15 protein-coding genes are annotated in these 16,893 nt (G+C 71.9%); 5 read left to right on the plus strand and 10 right to left on the minus strand.

All coding sequences use genetic code 11. The annotated features are described in order from the left end of the window. The first annotated feature begins 23 nt into the window (after positions 1-23). A complete protein-coding gene (locus ABII15_RS24210) occupies positions 24-797 on the plus strand; it encodes a SigE family RNA polymerase sigma factor (RefSeq protein ID WP_353944391.1) in 774 nt (257 codons plus the stop codon). A 256-nt stretch (positions 798-1,053) separates the two neighbouring features. Here ABII15_RS24210 and ABII15_RS24215 read toward each other — a convergent pair whose 3' ends face one another. After that, positions 1,054-1,680 carry an ATP-binding protein gene (locus ABII15_RS24215; protein ID WP_353944392.1) on the minus strand — a complete coding sequence of 209 codons (627 nt, stop codon included), beginning with the start codon at positions 1,678-1,680 and terminating at the stop codon, positions 1,054-1,056. A gap of 140 nt (positions 1,681-1,820) precedes the next feature. Here ABII15_RS24215 and ABII15_RS24220 point away from each other — a divergent pair, with 140 nt between their 5' ends. Further along, entirely contained in the window at positions 1,821-2,225 is a 405-nt protein-coding gene (locus tag ABII15_RS24220; RefSeq protein WP_353944393.1) for a hypothetical protein, read from the plus strand. A gap of 217 nt (positions 2,226-2,442) precedes the next feature. Here ABII15_RS24220 and ABII15_RS24225 read toward each other — a convergent pair whose 3' ends face one another. Genes ABII15_RS24225 through deoC form a run of 3 tightly spaced genes read right to left on the minus strand, consistent with a single transcriptional unit; the run spans position 2,443 to position 5,740 of the window. Continuing rightward, on the minus strand, positions 2,443-3,330 hold the full coding sequence (locus ABII15_RS24225) for an aldehyde dehydrogenase family protein (protein WP_353944394.1): 888 nt from the start codon (positions 3,328-3,330) through the stop codon (positions 2,443-2,445). Further along, positions 3,323-4,759: an aldehyde dehydrogenase family protein gene (locus tag ABII15_RS24230; protein ID WP_353944395.1), complete on the minus strand. Its 1,437-nt coding sequence runs from the start codon at positions 4,757-4,759 to the stop codon at positions 3,323-3,325. The genes ABII15_RS24225 and ABII15_RS24230 overlap by 8 nt, the downstream gene beginning before the upstream one ends. Positions 4,760-4,783: 24 nt before the next feature. Further along, positions 4,784-5,740, minus strand: a complete 957-nt coding sequence (gene deoC, locus ABII15_RS24235; RefSeq protein WP_353944396.1) for a deoxyribose-phosphate aldolase — start codon at positions 5,738-5,740, stop codon at positions 4,784-4,786. A 282-nt stretch (positions 5,741-6,022) separates the two neighbouring features. On the opposite strand from deoC, the gene ABII15_RS24240 reads away from it, so the two are divergent. Continuing rightward, complete coding sequence (locus ABII15_RS24240; RefSeq protein WP_353944397.1) at positions 6,023-6,649, plus strand: PH domain-containing protein; 627 nt, start codon at positions 6,023-6,025, stop codon at positions 6,647-6,649. Position 6,650: 1 nt separating this feature from the next. Here the strand turns inward: ABII15_RS24240 and ABII15_RS24245 are convergent, their stop codons facing one another. The 4 genes from ABII15_RS24245 to ABII15_RS24260 all read right to left on the minus strand — a co-directional run bounded on the left by ABII15_RS24245 (position 6,651) and on the right by ABII15_RS24260 (position 11,300). Next, the gene (locus ABII15_RS24245) at positions 6,651-7,850 is read right to left on the minus strand and encodes a hypothetical protein (protein WP_353944398.1); all 1,200 of its coding nucleotides are present in this window, start codon (positions 7,848-7,850) and stop codon (positions 6,651-6,653) included. A 170-nt stretch (positions 7,851-8,020) separates the two neighbouring features. Then, complete coding sequence (locus ABII15_RS24250; RefSeq protein WP_353944399.1) at positions 8,021-9,667, minus strand: phospho-sugar mutase; 1,647 nt, start codon at positions 9,665-9,667, stop codon at positions 8,021-8,023. Between the two features lie 46 nt (positions 9,668-9,713). Continuing rightward, positions 9,714-10,541 (minus strand): purine-nucleoside phosphorylase, encoded by an 828-nt coding sequence (locus tag ABII15_RS24255; RefSeq protein ID WP_353944400.1) that lies wholly within the window; start codon positions 10,539-10,541, stop codon positions 9,714-9,716. Between the two features lie 321 nt (positions 10,542-10,862). Further along, positions 10,863-11,300 (minus strand): gamma-glutamylcyclotransferase, encoded by a 438-nt coding sequence (locus tag ABII15_RS24260; RefSeq protein ID WP_353944401.1) that lies wholly within the window; start codon positions 11,298-11,300, stop codon positions 10,863-10,865. Positions 11,301-11,389: 89 nt separating this feature from the next. Here ABII15_RS24260 and ABII15_RS24265 point away from each other — a divergent pair, with 89 nt between their 5' ends. Together ABII15_RS24265 and ABII15_RS24270 are read left to right on the plus strand one after the other, a co-directional pair. After that, a complete protein-coding gene (locus ABII15_RS24265; RefSeq protein WP_353947178.1) occupies positions 11,390-12,856 on the plus strand; it encodes an NAD(P)H-quinone dehydrogenase in 1,467 nt (488 codons plus the stop codon). A gap of 199 nt (positions 12,857-13,055) precedes the next feature. Continuing rightward, positions 13,056-14,012 (plus strand): DeoR/GlpR family DNA-binding transcription regulator, encoded by a 957-nt coding sequence (locus tag ABII15_RS24270; RefSeq protein WP_353944402.1) that lies wholly within the window; start codon positions 13,056-13,058, stop codon positions 14,010-14,012. A gap of 98 nt (positions 14,013-14,110) precedes the next feature. Here ABII15_RS24270 and ABII15_RS24275 read toward each other — a convergent pair whose 3' ends face one another. Continuing rightward, positions 14,111-14,695, minus strand: a complete 585-nt coding sequence (locus ABII15_RS24275; RefSeq protein WP_353944403.1) for a TetR/AcrR family transcriptional regulator — start codon at positions 14,693-14,695, stop codon at positions 14,111-14,113. Between the two features lie 115 nt (positions 14,696-14,810). After that, entirely contained in the window at positions 14,811-16,583 is a 1,773-nt protein-coding gene (locus tag ABII15_RS24280; protein ID WP_353944404.1) for a biotin carboxylase N-terminal domain-containing protein, read from the minus strand. Between the last annotated feature and the right edge of the window lie 310 nt (positions 16,584-16,893).

Here is a 16,893-nt window from a genome sequence, read left to right on the forward strand (position 1 = left end):
GACTCCACGACGGGGGGCGCGAGATGAACACGCTGCACAGCACCAGCTCAAGCGCAGTTGTCACGCGCCTGCACGACGTGACGGTCCGGGCCGACCGGCACGAGAAGTCCGGTGTCGTGAGCGGGCGGGGGTGCGCTCGCGGCACCGGGCGTCAGCACACGTCGTACATGACGGTGCTCGACGGGTACGAGGCGGTGGCTGACGGGGGTCACGGGGGTGGCCACGGGGGAGCCGCGTACAGGGAGGACTCGGGGGAGCAGCGTCGTCCCTCCTTGTCGGAGGCCGAGTTCACGGCCTACGTCCAGGAGCGCCGCGCCTCCTTGTACGCAACCGCCTACCACCTGACCGGTGACCGCTTCGAGGCGGAGGACCTTCTCCAGAGCGCCCTCTTCTCGACGTACCGGGCCTGGGACCGGATCAGCGACAAGGCGGCGGTCGGGGGCTACCTCCGCCGCACCATGACGAACCTGCACATCAGCGCGTGGCGCCGACGCAAGCTGAACGAGTACCCGACCGAGGAGCTGCCGGAGACGGCCGGCGACACGGACGCGATGCGCGGCACCGAGCTGCGCGCCGTGCTCTGGCAGGCGCTGGCCCGCCTGCCCGAACTGCAGCGCACGATGCTCGTGCTCCGCTATTACGAGGGCCGTACGGACCCCGAGATCGCGGAGATCCTCGACATCAGCGTCGGCACGGTGAAGTCCAGCATCTGGCGGTCGCTGCGGCGGCTGCGCGAGGACGAGGTGCTCAGCTTCGGCCGTGACCAGGAAGAGTCCTTCGGCGAGCTGGTGGCCTGAGGCTGGGGGGAAACGGGGGTCCTGTTCGGGGGAGCAGGGCGATACGGGGACGGTAGCGGGACCGGAGGGCCGGGGGGTCTTCCCGGTCCCGCTTCTTTTTATGGGCGCGTTGTCGGCTGCGGCTCACGTCGTGGCCGGTCGCGCAGTTCCCCGCGCCCCTGAGATGCGCACTTCGTGCGGCATCTCATCGAGAGAGGCGCGGCGGAGCCGCAGCCTCAGGGGCGCGGGGAACTGCGCGAGAAGCCCCACCGGGCGGTCAGCTGGGGACGGTGGAGCGGTCGGTCGCGGCGGTGGCCAGACGGTCCAGCGCCGCAGCCTTGTCGCAGGCGTGCGCGCCCAGGGCCACCTGGCGCTCCACGATGGCGCGTTCGGCGCGCATCAGACGCCAGCCGCGCCGCAGCAGGAACGGCACCGACTTGCGCCCCTCGCGCAGATCACGGAGCAACCGGCGACGGAACGTCGTCGAAGGGCGCCCGCGCAGACACAGCGCGTCGCCCAGCACCCCGAGCTCCCGGCACCGCGCCACGATGTCGGCCGCGAAGATCCCCTCGGCGATGAACAGGGGAGCGCGCCCGATGTCGAGCGTCGTCTCACCCACCCGCGAGCTGGTCGCGATGTCGTACACGGGCACCCCGGTACGCCCCTTCTCGCACAGCGACACGATCGCGGCGACCGCCACCTCGGCGTCCCAGGAGTCGGTGGAGTCCCAGTCGATGTCCGAGGTGCCCGGCACCAGCGGCAGCGTGGGATCGTCCGCCTCCTTGTAGAAGTCGTCGAGGCAGAGCACGGGAAGCCCCGAGCGTGCCGCGAACGACGACTTGCCGGAGCCGGAGGGGCCGGACAGCAGGACGACCCGGGTCGGTATCGGAGGATGCGTGCTCACGAGAGAACAGTGTGCGCCATCCGGGCCCCGGCGCCGACCCCGCGTCGTGTTCCTGTGGCGGGCGCCACGTCAACTACGCTACGTGGTTCTGCGGTTACCCGTGCCGCATGTCGAACTCCGAAAGGTCCAGGCGGAATCACATGGCCCGACACGCACAGCCCACGCCCTCCACCCGTACCCGCCGCTCGCTCCTGAACGCCGGCCTCGTCGTGGGTGCCGCAGGCGCGGCCCTCGTCGCGGGCGGTGGCGCCGCCGGTGCCGCGGTGCCTCAGCAGGCCGCCGACGGCTCCGACGTCGCGGCCGCGACCCAGGCCGTCACGCAGGCGCTGCACGGGTCGACGGCCAGCGGCCTCGGCACGCTGAAGACGCTCCAGCTCGACCCGCTGGCCGGTACCGGCGTCGACCCGCTGGACAACGGGGTCGGCACCCAGATCGCCGACTTCAAGCCGATCGGCTCGTCCGGCCTGACGGAGCCGCTGACCAGCGGCGGGTCGCTGGAGGACCTGCCGCTGGTGGGCCCGGCGACGCACCTGCTGCCCAACTGACGCCGAGGGCCCGCGGGAACGCGTCCCGCGGGCCGGCTCGTCTAGGGCGTGTGTCGGAAGTCCTGCCTGCCCCGCGGCGCCTGGCACGCACGCTCGCGGCGTTGCCGAAACGCCCGCATAGCTCCGCTATGAGGGCGCTCCGGCGCCTTGCGATCGCACGCACCAGACACCGCGGGGCCCGCCCTCCGGGCGGACGACAGGACTTCCGACACACGCCCTAGTACGCGGAGCCGGACGCGCCCAGCGAACCCGTCGGGTGCCAGACCGTCTTCGTCTCCAGGAACGTCGTCAGGCGGTCCGTGCCCGGGTCCGCCGTGAAGTCCTCCACAGGCTGTGGACGGCGTACGCGCTTCAGGTTGTCCGCCGCCGCGATCTCCAGTTCCTTGGCGAGGGCCGTGTCGGCACCGGTCAGGTCGATGCCGTTCACGTCCTGGTGGGCGGCGAGCGAGGGGGCGATCTCCGCCGCGCGGCCGGACAGGATGTTGACGACGCCGCCCGGCACGTCCGAGGTGGCCAGCACCTCGCCGAGGGAGAGGGCCGGGAGCGGGGACTTCTCGGAGGCGATCACGACGACCGTGCTGCCCGTCGCGACGACCGGCGCGATCACCGAGACCAGGCCCAGGAAGGACGACTCCTGCGGCGCGACGACCGCGACGACACCGGTCGGCTCGGGCGTCGAGAGGTTGAAGAACGGGCCCGCGACCGGGTTGGCCCCGCCCACGACCTGGCCGATCTTGTCGGTCCAGCCCGCGTACCAGACCCAGCGGTCGATCGCCGCGTCGACGACCGCCGCCGCCTTCGACTTGGACAGCCCCTCGGCCTCGGCGACCTCGCGCACGAACTGCTCGCGGCGGCCCTCCAGCATCTCGGCGACGCGGTAGAGCACCTGCCCGCGGTTGTACGCGGTCGCGCCCGACCAGCCGCCGAACGCCTTGCGCGCGGCGACGACCGCGTCCCGGCCGTCCTTGCGGGACGACTGCGGCGCGTTGGCGAGCCAGTTGCCCTTACCGTCCTGCACTTCGTACACCCGGCCGCTCTCGGAACGCGGGAACTTCCCGCCCACGTACAGCTTGTAGGTCTTGAGGACACTCAAACGGTCAGACACTGAGGTACGCCTCCAGGCCGTGACGGCCGCCCTCGCGGCCGAAGCCGGACTCCTTGTAGCCGCCGAACGGCGAGGTCGGGTCGAACTTGTTGAACGTGTTGGCCCAGACGACCCCGGCCCGCAGCCTGTTGGCCACGGCGAGGATGCGGGAGCCCTTCTCGGTCCAGATGCCGGCCGAGAGCCCGTACTGCGTGTTGTTCGCCTTGGCGACGGCCTCCTCCGGCGTGCGGAAGGTGAGGACCGACAGGACCGGGCCGAAGATCTCGTCGCGGGCGATGGTGTGCGCCTGCGTGACGTTCGTGAACAGCGTCGGCGCGAACCAGTAGCCGGAGGAGGGGAGTTCGCAGGGCGCACTCCAGCGCTCGGCGCCCTCGGCCTCGCCCGTCTCGGTGAGCGCGGTGATCCGGTCCAGCTGCTCCGCGGAGTTGATCGCGCCGATGTCGGTGTTCTTGTCCAGCGGGTCGCCGAGGCGGAGCGTGGACAGGCGCCGCTTCAGGCTGTCCAGCAGCTCGTCCTGGATCGACTCCTGGACCAGCAGGCGCGAGCCCGCGCAGCAGACCTGGCCCTGGTTGAAGAAGATCCCGGTGACGATCCCCTCCACCGCCTGGTCGATCGGGGCGTCGTCGAAGACAATGTTCGCGCCCTTGCCGCCCAGCTCCAGCGTCAGCTTCTTGTCCGTACCGGCGAGGGTACGGGCGATCTCCTTGCCGACGGCCGTGGAACCGGTGAACGCCACCTTGTTCACGTCCGGGTGGGCGACCAGCGCCGCGCCCGCGTCCCCGTACCCGGGAAGGATGTTGACGACGCCCTTGGGCAGGCCCGCCTGGCGGCAGATGTCCGCGAAGAACAGCGCGGACAGCGGGGTCGTCTCGGCGGGCTTGAGGACCACCGTGTTGCCGGTCGCGAGCGCCGGGGCGATCTTCCAGGCGAGCATCAGCAGCGGGAAGTTCCACGGGATGACCTGGCCCGCGACGCCGAGCGCCTTCGGATCCGGGCCGAAGCCCGCGTGGTCGAGCTTGTCGGCCCAGCCCGCGTAGTAGAAGAAGTGCGCCGCCACGAGGGGGAGGTCGGCGTCCCGCGTCTCCTTGATGGGCTTGCCGTTGTCCAGCGTCTCCAGGACCGCCAGCTCGCGGCTGCGCTCCTGGATGATGCGGGCGATGCGGAAGAGGTACTTGCCGCGCTCCGCGCCGGGCAGCGCCGACCACTTCTCGAACGCCTTGCGGGCCGCCTTCACCGCCCGGTCCACGTCGGCCTCACCGGCCTGCGCGACCTCGGAGAGCACCTCCTCGGTGGACGGCGAGACGGACTTGAAGACCTTGCCCTCGGCGGCGTCGGTGAACTCGCCGTCGATGAACAGCCCGTAGGACGGGGCGATGTCGACGACCGAGCGCGACTCGGGGGCGGGGGCGTACTCGAATGCGTGGGCCATTGCCGTTTTCTCTGCCATGGGGGATCAGTCCACCGTCACGTAGTCGGGACCGGAGTAGCGGCCGGTGGCCAGCTTCTGGCGCTGCATCAGCAGATCGTTCAGCAGGCTGGAGGCGCCGAACCGGAACCAGTGGTTGTCGAGCCAGTCCGCGCCCGCCGTCTCGTTCACGATCACGAGGAACTTGACGGCGTCCTTCGAGGTGCGGATGCCGCCGGCGGGCTTCACGCCGACCTGGATGCCGGTCGCGGCGCGGAAGTCGCGGACCGCCTCCAGCATGAGCAGGGTGTTCGCCGGGGTGGCGTTGACCCCCACCTTGCCGGTCGAGGTCTTGATGAAGTCGGCGCCTGCCAGCATGCCGATCCAGCTCGCGCGGCGGATGTTGTCGTACGTCGACAGCTCGCCGGTCTCGAAGATGACCTTGAGCCGGGCGGCCCCGGAGGCCTCCTTCACGGCGCGGATCTCCTCGTAGACCTTCATGAACTTCCCGGCGAGGAACGCGCCGCGGTCGATGACCATGTCGATCTCGTCGGCGCCGGCCTCGACGGCCTCCCGGACGTCGGCGAGCTTCACGTCGAGCGCGGCGCGGCCGGCCGGGAAGGCGGTGGCGACCGAGGCCACCTTCACCTCGGTGCCGGCGACGGCGGCCTTCGCGGTGGCGACCATGTCCGGGTAGACGCAGACCGCCGCCGTGCGGGGCGTCGTCCGGTCGGTCGGGTCGGGGTTGACCGCCTTCGCGCCGAGGGCCCGGACCTTGCCCGGGGTGTCGGCGCCCTCCAGGGTCGTCAGGTCGATCATCGAGATCGCCAGGTCGATGGCGTACGCCTTCGCCGTGGTCTTGATGGAACGGGTCCCGAGCCCGGCGGCCCTCGCCTCCAGGCCCACCGCGTCGACACCGGGCAGCCCCTGGAGGAAGCGGCGCAGGGTGGCCTCGGAGGCGGTGGCGTCGGCCAAGGCGTGTTCTTTTGCGGGTGCAGTGGACATGGTCACGAGGGGAGCATATCTACGCGCGTAGCGGCTGTACAGGGGCGCGGGCCCACCGCGGCTCCGGGAACGGGGAGGCTGCGCGCAGCGCATGCCTCAGGGGCGCGGGGAACTGCGCGAGAAGCGGCCACCGGCCCGCGGCCGACGTACTACCCAGGGGCGCGGGGAACTGCGCGAGAAGCGGTCACTGGCGCGCACCCGGCAACGAACCCGGCCCCGCCGGAGCGCCCGGCGAACAAGGGCCCGGTCGAGCCCAGCGCAGCGTCAGGCACAATCGACGCCATGACGAGTGAACCCGGGCCCACCCACGACCGCGTATACAGGTCACCCGCCGGCATCGCGGGCGGCTGCCTGCTGCTGGCCCTCGGCGCCTGGCTCGGCATCGACGCGGTGATCGGCGGCGACGGCCGCACCCCGTGGCTGGCACTCGCGGGCCTGCTCCTCGCGGTGCCCCTCGTCGTCGCGTTCACCCTCCGCCCGGCGGTCTACGCGGGCGAGGACCGGCTGCGCATCCGCAACCCGTTCCGCAACATCACCCTGCCCTGGGCGGCCGTCTCCGGCTTCCGCTCCGGGTACTCCAACGAGGTCCTCGACCGGGCCGGTACCAAGTACCAGCTGTGGTCCGTCCCGGTCTCGCTGCGCGCCCGCAAGAAGGCCCAGCGCAACCTGGCCCGCGCCGCCGCCGCGGACGACCCGGGACGCCCCTCGATCATCGGCACGGGCAGCATCCAGACCCGTTCGACCCGTGCCGCCACCGACCAGGTCATGGACGAGCTGCGCGACCTGAGCGAGGCCCGCGGGGCGGAGCCCACGGCGCAGGGCGAGCCGGCGGTCCGCTGGGCCTACGAGATCATCGCGCCGGCCGTGGCCGGCGCCGTACTCCTCGTCGTGCTCCTCGCGATCGGCTGAGTCACGGCGCGCTGGGCCACACCAGCGCCATGTACGCCCCGCAGTACGCGGCCCCGAGCACCGCCCCCGTCACCCCCAGCACCCGCACCCGCCACGACACCGTCCTGGCCAGCGCCAGCGCGAGCGGCAGCAGCAGCGGGAAGCCGGGCAGCAGGAAGCGGGCCCGGGGGAAGTAGACGCCGCCGCTGCCCAGCACGATCACCAGCAGGACCCCGGTGAAGGCAAGCAGCGGCAGCGGCTGCCGGTCCGCGAGCGACAGCAGCCAGAGCACCGCCGCCGCCACCAGGGTCAGCGAGACCAGCACCAGGAACAGCTCGGGCGTCGAGTCGTAGGCCAGGAACTCGCGCATCCGGCGCAGCGTCTCCACGCCGCCGTCCAACTGGTTGTGCCACAGCCGCTGGACGGCGAAGTACCCGTCCCAGCGGCCGAGCCGCAGCCCCACCCAGCCGACGTACGCGCACCAGCCCAGCGGCGCGAGCAGCCCGCCGGCCAGCACCCGCCAGGACAGGTGGCGGCGCAGCGTCAGCAGCGCCGAGAGGGAGACCGCCGCGGCGATCGCGATGCCGGTCGGACGGGTCAGCCCGGCCAGCGCGGACAGCGTGCCCGCCCACAGCCAGCGGCCGGTGAGCACCGCGTACAGCGACCAGGCGACGAACGCCGTGAACAGCGATTCGGTGTAGCCCATCCACTGCACCAGACCGACCGGCAGGCACGCCCAGAGGAAGGCGAGAGTCACCCCGACGCGGCTGCCGTACAGGCGGTCGCCGACCGCGAAGATCCCCCACGCGGCGGCGAACGAGCTGAGCACCGCCAGCACCAGGCCGACACTGGCGCGCGAGCCCGGGGTCACCGTGGCCACCGCCTTGACCAGGCCCGGGTAGAGCGGGAAGAACGCCAGGTTGTTGGCGTTGTAGGCGGTGCCGAGCGCGTGGGCGTACCCGTGGTCGGCGATGCCCAGGTACCACTTGGAGTCCCAGTCGCGGGCCAGCGTGGGCCAGATGCCGTGGCCCTCCTTGTGCGCCCACACACCGAGGACGAGCAGCGAGAACAGGCGTACGGCCGCGTACGCGGACAGGGCGGGGAGCGCGCGGCGCAGGGAGCGTGCGGCGCGGGCCCGGAGTCGGGTGATCGCCGCGGGGGCGGGGCGGCTCCTTCTGGCGTGCGGGAGGAGAGGGGCCTCGGGGGCGGCGGTCGGGGGCACTCGGTCGGCTCCTGGGGAACGGGGACATGGGCCGGGGGCAACGTTCCCGTCGCCCCCGGCCCATGCGTGCCTGCTCCGCAGGAACCACCCGTCCGAGGTATCCGCACGCCCCAATCAAGCCCCTCCGGCGATTGAGGAGCGGGGTCCGGGGCGGAGCCCCGCGGCCCGCGCTAGATCCCCGCCGCGCGGGAAAGGTCCCGCTTGATCTCCGCGAGGAGTTCGGTCCCCTTGACCCGGGCGGCGTCCAGCGCGTCCCGGTCCGCCACGGGGACCACGACCTCCAGGTAGCACTTCAGCTTCGGCTCGGTGCCGGACGGGCGGACGATGACCCGCGCCCCGTCGAGCGTGTACCGCAGCCCGTCGGTGGGCGGCAGCCCCCCGGCGCCCCGGGACAGGTCCTCGGCCGACGTCACCGCGAGCCCGGCCAGCACCGCCGGAGGCGCCTCGCGCAGGCGGCGCATGGCGTCGGCGATGACGGACAGGTCCTCGACCCGCACGCTCAGCTGGTCCGTGGCGTGCAGCCCGTGGGCGAGCGCCAGGTCGTCCAGCGCGTCGAGCAGCGTACGGCCCTGCTCCTTCAGCTCACTGGCCAGCTCGGTGACGAGCAGCGCCGCCGTGATGCCGTCCTTGTCGCGCACGCCCTCGGGGTCGACGCAGTAGCCCAGCGCCTCCTCGTAGCCGTAGCGCAGGCCCTCCACGCGGGCGATCCACTTGAAGCCGGTCAGCGTCTCCGCGTAGGGCAGCGAGGCCGCCTCGGCGATCCGGCCCAGCAGCGACGACGACACGATCGACTCGGCGAGAACGCCGGTGGCGCCCCGGCGCACCAGGTGGGCGGCGAGCAGCGCGCCGACCTCGTCGCCGCGCAGCATCCGCCACGCGTCGGCGTCGCGGACGGCGACGGCGCAGCGGTCCGCGTCCGGGTCGTTGGCGATGATCAGGTCCGGCGCCTCGGCCAGCGAGGAGGCCGTCGCGAAGGACAGGTCCATCGCGCCCGGCTCCTCCGGGTTCGGGAACGCCACCGTCGGGAAGTCCGGGTCCGGCTCGGCCTGCTCGGGCACGAGCACCGGCTCGGGGAACCCGGCGCGGGCGAACGCGGCCAGCAGGGTCTCCTTGCCGACGCCGTGCATCGCCGTGTAGACGGCGCGGGCGGTGCGCGGCGACCCGGGGGCCAGGACCGCGTCCGTACGCGCCAGATAGGCCTCCAGGACGCTCTCGTCCAGCGTCTCCCAGCCCGACTCGGGCCGCGCCACGTCGTCCAGCGACTTGACCGCGGCGATCTCGCCGGCGATCTCCGCGTCGGCGGGCGGCACGATCTGCGAGCCGTCGCCGAGGTAGACCTTGTAGCCGTTGTCCCGCGGCGGGTTGTGCGAGGCCGTCACCTCGACGCCCGCCACCGCGCCCAGGTGCCGGATCGCGAAGGCGAGTACGGGCGTGGGGAGCGGCCGGGGCAGCACCGCGGCGCGCAGCCCGGCGCCCACCATCACGGCCGCCGTGTCGCGGGCGAAGTCCGCCGACTTGTGGCGCGCGTCGTACCCGACGACGACCAGGCCGTCGCCCTGCCCCTTGCCCTTCAGGTACGCGGCGAGCCCGGCCGCCGCGCGCACGACCACCGCGCGGTTCATCCGCATCGGCCCCGCGCCCAGCTCTCCGCGGAGGCCCGCGGTGCCGAACTGGAGGGTGCCCGAGAAGCGGTCCGCCAGTTCCGTCAGGTCCCCGGCGGCGATGATCCCGGCGAGTTCGTCGCGGGTCTCGGGGTCCGGGTCCTCCGCGAGCCAGGCCTTCGCCCGGTCGAGCAGTGCGCTGCCTTCAACGGTCACGGTGAGTTCCTTCGGACGACTGGTTCGGGCGGACATGGGGGTGAGCTCAGATCTTGGCGAGGACCTGGGTCAGCAGCTCGCCCATGCGGACGGCGGAGTCACGGCCGGCCTGGAGGACTTCCTCGTGGTTCAGCGGCTCGCCGGACAGGCCCGCCGCCAGGTTCGTCACCAGGGAGATGCCGAGCACCTCGGCGCCCGCCTCACGGGCCGCAATGGCCTCCAGGGTGGTGGACATGCCGACGAGGTCGGCGCCGAGGATGCCGGCCATCCGGACCTCGGCCGGGGTCTCGTAGTGCGGGCCGGGGAACTGGGCGTACACGCCCTCCTCCAGCGACGGGTCGATCTCCTGGCACAGCTGGCGCAGGCGCGGCGAGTACAGATCGGTGAGGTCGACGAATTTGGCGCCGACGATCGGCGACGTCGCCGTCAGGTTGATGTGGTCCGAGATGAGGACCGGCTGACCCGGCCGCATGCCCTCGCGCAGGCCGCCGCAGCCGTTGGTCAGCACGATGGTCTTGCAGCCCGCGGCGGCCGCGGTGCGCACGCCGTGCGCGACGGAGGCGACGCCCCGGCCCTCGTAGTAGTGGGTGCGGCCCAGGAAGACCAGGGCGCGCTTCTGGCCCACCTGGTACGAGCGGACCGTGCCGCCGTGGCCCGCCACCGCCGCGCCGGTGAAGCCGGGCAGCTCGGTGAAGGGGAACTCGGCGTCCGGCGCGCCCAGCGCCTCGGCGGCGGGCGCCCAGCCGGAGCCCATCACGAGGGCGACGTCGTGGGTCTCGGCACCGGTGAGCTCGCGCAGGCGCGCGGCGGCGGCGTCGGCGGCGGCGTACGGGTCGCCCTGGATGTTGTGGTCCGGAGTAACAGATGCGTTCACGCGTTTGAGAGTAGCCGGTCACGTCCTACGCGCGTAGATGCTGATGGTCACGGGAATGCGATCGTTGTCTTGTCGTTTCCGACGAGAACGCTCCGCTGGGGTGCGGGATCCGTTGTGCGCGGCGTTGTCGGGGCTGGTCGGGGAGTTCTTCGTCCGCGGCCCGGTGGGGCTTCTCGCGCAGTTCCCCGCGCCCCTGAGATGCGCACTTCGTGCGCCATCTCATCAAGAGAGGCGCGCCGGAGCCGCAGCCTCAGGGGGAGGCTGCGCGTCAGCGCATGCCTCAGGGGCGCGGGGAACTGCGCGACCAGGCCGCGGCGGCCGTCAGCAGGGGCGTTTGCGCAGTTCCATGACGTAGTCGTGGGGGGCGCCGGACGATTCGGCGGCGTCGGCGATCTCGCCGAGATAGCGGGCGGAGGGCAGACCGCCCTCGTACCCGTTCAGTACGTACAGCCAGGCGGGCTCCTCACCCTCCAGGGTGTCGACGCGTACCCGCATGCGCCGGTATATGTCGAGGCCGACACCCTCCCAGCGGTCCATGGAGTCCTCGTCCATCGGGGCGATGTCGTACAGCGCGACGAAGACCTGCGAGCGCGGTGCCTCCACGATGGTGGCCAGCGAGCCCTCCCAGCCCATCTGCTCACCCCCGAACGTCAGCCGCCAACCGTTGAGCCAGCCGGTCGAGCGCAGCGGCGAGTGGGGGGCGCGGCGGCTCATCAGCCGCGCGTCGAGGTTGCCGGCGTACGCGGCGTAGAGCGACATGGGTCCGAGGGTACGACAGGGACGGCCGGGACCCCGGGTGAAGTCCGTACCAGGCAGGATCCGCGCCACGCACCCCGGCAGGACGCGCCATTGTTGCGTGCGGGACAATGGGGCATGTGACTCGGATCGTGATCATCGGTGGCGGACCTGGCGGATACGAGGCGGCACTGGTGGCCGCCCAGCTCGGCGCGGAGGTGACCGTCGTCGACTGCGACGGTCTGGGCGGTGCGTCGGTGCTCACCGACTGCGTGCCGTCGAAGACCCTGATCGCCACGGCCGAGGTGATGACCACCTTCGACTCTTCGTACGAGGAGTTGGGCATCATCGTCGAGGACGACACCCCGGACCCGGACTCCCCGGCCCGTGTCGTCGGCGTCGACCTCGGCAAGGTCAACCGCCGTGTGAAGCGCCTCGCGCTCGCCCAGTCCCACGACATCACCGCGTCCGTCACGCGTGCGGGCGCGCGCGTGCTGCGCGGCCGGGGCCGGCTCGACGGCCAGCAGGACCTCGACGGCTCCCGCAAGGTGATCGTCACCGCCGCCGACGGCACCGAGGAGACCCTCACCGCCGACGCCGTGCTGCTCGCGACCGGCGGCCACCCGCGCGAGGTCCCCGACGCCCAGCCCGACGGCGAGCGGATCCTGAACTGGACGCAGGTCTACGACCTCGACGAGCTGCCCGAGGAGCTCATCGTGGTGGGCTCCGGCGTCACCGGCGCCGAGTTCGCCGGCGCGTACCAGGCGCTCGGCTCCAAGGTCACCCTCGTCTCCTCCCGCGACCGCGTGCTCCCCGGCGAGGACCCGGACGCCGCCGCCGTCCTGGAGGACGTCTTCCGGCGCCGCGGCATGAACGTCATGGCCCGCTCGCGCGCCGCCTCCGCCAAGCGCGTCGGCGACCGCGTCGAGGTCACCCTCTCCGACGGCCGGGTCATCTCCGGCACGCACTGCCTGATGGCGGTCGGCGCGATCCCCAACAGCGAGGGGCTCGGTCTGGAGGGCGCCGGGGTCAGGGTGAAGGACTCCGGTCACATCTGGACCGACAAGGTCTCGCGCACGACCGCTCCCGGCGTGTACGCGGCCGGAGACGTCACCGGCGTGTTCGCCCTCGCCTCCGTGGCCGCGATGCAGGGACGCATCGCGATGTACCACTTCCTGGGCGACGCGGTGGCCCCGCTGAACCTCAAGACGGTCTCGTCGAACGTGTTCACCGACCCCGAGATCGCCACCGTCGGCGTCTCGCAGGCCGACGTGGACGGCGGCAAGTTCGACGCCCGCGTCGTGAAGCTGCCGCTGCTGCGCAACCCGCGCGCGAAGATGCAGGGCATCCGGGACGGCTTCGTCAAGATCTTCTGCCGCCCGGGCACCGGCATCGTGGTCGGCGGCGTGGTCGTCGCGCCCCGCGCTTCGGAACTGATCCATCCCATCTCGATCGCGGTCGACAACAATCTGACGGTCGAACAGATCGCGAACGCGTTCACGGTGTACCCCTCGCTGTCCGGATCGATCGCCGAGGTCGCCCGGCAGCTGCACACGCGGAAGCTGGCCGAAGAAGGCTGATCCCGGCCGCCCGAACCGGCCGCCGGGCCCCGCGACCGGCCCATTGTCACGGTGCGTCGCGGCCCATGCGGGAGGCATACGCACGGCGGGTAGGCACCTCGCCGTGCGTATACCACTTCGAGGGGTCTGGCATGAACAGAATCTGTAATTCGGCGCAAACTGCTGAAACCAGACGGTCGTTGGGGTTACTGTCAGTTTCGTGTTCGCTGCAGAACGTCGTCAATTGATCCTCGAAATGGTGCGAGCCAACGGGGCTGTATCGCTCCGTGAACTCGCCCGCGTCGTCCAGACCTCCGAAGTGACCGTGCGGCGGGACGTGCGCGCACTGGAGGCAGAAGGACTCCTCGACCGCCGGCACGGCGGTGCGGTATTGCCGGGCGGATTCACGCGGGAGTCCGGTTTTCCGCAGAAGTCACATCTCGCGACCGCAGAGAAAACGGCCATCGCCGATCTCGCCGCGGGTCTCGTCGAAGAGGGCGAGGCCATCGTGGTGGGCGCGGGGACGACCACGCAGGAGCTGGCCCGCCGGCTCGCGCGTGTGCCGGGCCTGACCGTCGTCACCAACTCGCTCCTGGTGGCCCAGGCGCTGGCGCACGCCAATCGCGTCGAGGTCGTCATGACCGGTGGCACACTGCGGGGTTCCAACTACGCCCTGGTGGGCAGCGGCGCCGAGCAGTCCCTCCAGGGGCTGAGAGTGTCGCGGGCCTTCCTGTCCGGGAGCGGCCTGACGGCCGAGCGCGGCCTGTCCACGTCCAACATGCTGTCGGCGTCGGTGGACCGGGCGCTCGTCCAGGCCGCCGCCGAGGTGGTGGTCCTCGCCGATCACTCCAAGCTGGGTACCGACACCATGTTCCAGACGGTGCCCACGGACGTGATCACGCGCCTCGTCACCGACGAGCCGCCCGCCCACGACGACCGCGCCGCCACCGAGTTGCAGGCGCTGGCCGACCAGGGCGTGCAGATCGCCGTCGCGGGTTCGGGGACATCCGGCGCCGGGGGCGGTGAATCGGCTCCGGCACGGCAGTCCCGCCGGGATGTCCCGCTGCCGGTCCAGCGCCGCCAGCTCCCCGGCGGGGGGCATCCGCTCCGCAGTGCCGCCGCGATGGACCCGGCTCCGGAACGCTCGGCGAGAGTCGCCGACCTCCGGCGCCGCTAGCACCTTCAGCCCCTCCGGCGTTTGAGGAGCGGGGTCCGGGGCAGCGCCCCGGGTGCAGAGTGCGCGTCTCGTCGTGGCTGGTCGCGCCCCCGCGCCCCTTACTGGGCTGTGATGCCCCGGAGGGTCAGGCGCAGGAGGCGGTCCGCCAGGTCCGGGTCCGACGGGGTCTCCTCAGCGGCCAGCGCAATGGCGTTGGTCAGCTGCAGCAGATCCGTGATGGAGACGTCCCGGCGCACGGCCCCCGACTCCTGGGCCCGGGACAGCAGTGCCTGCCCCGCCTCGCGCATCGGCACACTGCACCGGGCGAGAGCCGAACTCGCGTCCTGCGACGCCGACATGAGGGCCCCCGACAGCCCTCGGTACTCGCTCGCGTGGGTGATGATGTCCCGCAGCCACACCACGAGCGCGGAGCACGGCTGCGGGGCGTCGAGCAGCGCCCGGGAGCGGTCGAGCAGTTCGGTCACCGCCTCCTCGAAGACGGCGCTCAGCAGCGCGTACCGGTTGGGGAAGTGCCGGTACAGGGTGCCGATGCCGACCCCGGCGCCGCGTGCCACGTCCTCCAGGGACGCCCCCGTCCCGTGCTCGGCGAACGCCGTACGGGCGGTGGTGAGCAGCCGCTCGTAGTTGCGGCGCGCGTCGGCCCGCAGGGGACGGGCACCGGCGTGCGCGGTCTCGGACGTCATGGAGCCTCCCAGGGTGCGGGCCTTCAAGGATGCCTGATCGTCCCGGTGCGACGGCGAAGCGCCCGCCGGCCCCTCGCGGGGCCAACGGGCGCTCGGTACAACCGGGTCGGACGGGTCAGTCCTTGATCTCGCAGATCGCGGCGCCGGAGGTGAGCGAGGCGCCGACCTCGGCGGACAGGCCCTTGATGGTGCCGGACTTGTGCGCGTTGAGGGGCTGCTCCATCTTCATGGCCTCCAGGACGACGATCAGATCGCCCTCCTTGACCTCCTGGCCCTCCTCGACAGCGATCTTCACGATCGTGCCCTGCATCGGGGAGGCGAGGGTGTCGCCGGAGGCGGCCGGGCCGGACTTCTTGGCGGCGCGCCGCTTGGGCTTGGCACCCGCGTTGAGCCCGGTGCGGGCCAGCGACATGCCCATCCCGGCGGGCAGCGAGACCTCCAGGCGCTTGCCGCCGACCTCGACCACGACGGTCTCGCGGCCGGCCTCGTCCTCCTCACCGTCGGCCGCGGGCGCGGCGAACGGCGGGATGTCGTTGACGAACTCGGTCTCGATCCACCGGGTGAAGATGGTGAACGGCTCGTCGGAGCCGGTCAGTTCCGGGGCGAACGCCGGGTCGACCACGACCTTGCGGTGGAACGGGATGGCGGTGGCCATGCCCTCGACCTCGAACTCGGCCAGCGCGCGCGAAGCCCGCTCCAGGGCCTCCTTGCGGGTGCGGCCGGTCACGATCAGCTTGGCGAGCAGCGAGTCCCAGGCCGGGCCGATCACGCTGCCGGACTCGACGCCCGCGTCCAGACGGACACCGGGTCCCGCCGGGCCCTCGAACTTGGTGACGGTGCCGGGCGCGGGCAGGAAGTTGCGGCCCGGGTCCTCGCCGTTGATGCGGAACTCGAAGGAGTGACCGCGCAGCACCGGGTCGCCGTAGCCGAGCTCCTCGCCGTCGGCGATGCGGAACATCTCGCGGACCAGGTCGATGCCGGCGACCTCCTCGGTGACCGGGTGCTCGACCTGGAGGCGGGTGTTGACCTCCAGGAAGGAGATCGTGCCGTCCGCGCCGACCAGGAACTCCACGGTGCCCGCGCCGACGTAGCCGGCCTCCTTCAGGATCGCCTTGGAGGCGCTGTACAGCTCCTCGACCTGGGCGTCCGACAGGAACGGCGCCGGGGCCTCCTCCACCAGCTTCTGGTGGCGGCGCTGCAGCGAGCAGTCACGGGTGGACACGACCACCACGTTGCCGAACTTGTCGGCGAGGCACTGGGTCTCCACGTGCCGCGGCTTGTCCAGGTAGCGCTCCACGAAGCACTCGCCGCGGCCGAACGCGGCCACGGCCTCGCGCACCGCGGAGTCGTACAGCTCCGGCACCTCTTCGAGCGTGCGGGCGACCTTCAGGCCGCGCCCGCCGCCACCGAAGGCGGCCTTGATCGCGATCGGCAGACCGTGCTGCTCGGCGAACGCGACGACCTCCTCCGCACCCGAGACCGGGTCCGGGGTGCCCGCCACCAGCGGGGCACCGGCACGCTGGGCGATGTGCCGCGCCGCGACCTTGTCGCCGAGGTCACGGATGGCGTGCGGCGGCGGACCGATCCAGATCAGCTCCGCGTCCAGCACGGCCTGGGCGAACTCCGCGTTCTCCGACAGGAATCCGTAGCCGGGGTGGATGGCGTCCGCGCCGGAGTCCTTGGCGGCCTGCAACACCTTGGCGATGTCCAGATAGCTCGTCGCCGGGGTGTCACCACCCAGCGCGAAGGCCTCGTCGGCCGCGCGGACGTGCAGAGCGTCCCGGTCCGGATCGGCGTAGACGGCAACGCTTGCGATCCCGGCGTCCCGGCACGCCCGGGCCACGCGGACAGCGATTTCGCCACGGTTGGCGATGAGCACCTTGCGCACGATGGCTCCCTCCTTGAAACAAGCCGAGTTTAGGGACTGCCGACACGGGCTTACGACCCGTCCCCAATGGTGAGCTTGCCCACACGGAGTGTGACTCGAGGGCCGCTCGGTCCCGGAAATCCCTTGTCGTGCCTGGTTGTACGGGATCCCTCGGGGGAACCCTATCCCCGCTGTGTGGTCTAGGTCTCTGTGAGACAGCGCTGCGGCCGGTCGGCTTTCTTTGTGGAGTCCCTACGAATGGCCCAACGATTCTTTGCCTGCGGCAGACCCCTTGTCCGGAGGTTTACCCGTTAGTAGCGTTCGCGATGTC

The organism is Streptomyces sp. HUAS MG91, assembly GCF_040529335.1.
Lineage (GTDB): Bacteria > Actinomycetota > Actinomycetes > Streptomycetales > Streptomycetaceae > Streptomyces > Streptomyces tabacisoli.

Coding starts and splice junctions, on each gene's coding strand:
- ABII15_RS24210 (WP_353944391.1), top strand. CDS start 24: ATGAACACGCTGCACAGCACCAGCTCAAGCGCAGTTGTCACGCGCCTG.
- ABII15_RS24230 (WP_353944395.1), bottom strand. CDS start 4,759: ATGGCCCACGCATTCGAGTACGCCCCCGCCCCCGAGTCGCGCTCGGTC.
- ABII15_RS24240 (WP_353944397.1), top strand. CDS start 6,023: ATGACGAGTGAACCCGGGCCCACCCACGACCGCGTATACAGGTCACCC.
- ABII15_RS24220 (WP_353944393.1), top strand. CDS start 1,821: ATGGCCCGACACGCACAGCCCACGCCCTCCACCCGTACCCGCCGCTCG.
- deoC (WP_353944396.1), bottom strand. CDS start 5,740: ATGTCCACTGCACCCGCAAAAGAACACGCCTTGGCCGACGCCACCGCC.
- ABII15_RS24275 (WP_353944403.1), bottom strand. CDS start 14,695: ATGACGTCCGAGACCGCGCACGCCGGTGCCCGTCCCCTGCGGGCCGAC.
- ABII15_RS24260 (WP_353944401.1), bottom strand. CDS start 11,300: ATGTCGCTCTACGCCGCGTACGCCGGCAACCTCGACGCGCGGCTGATG.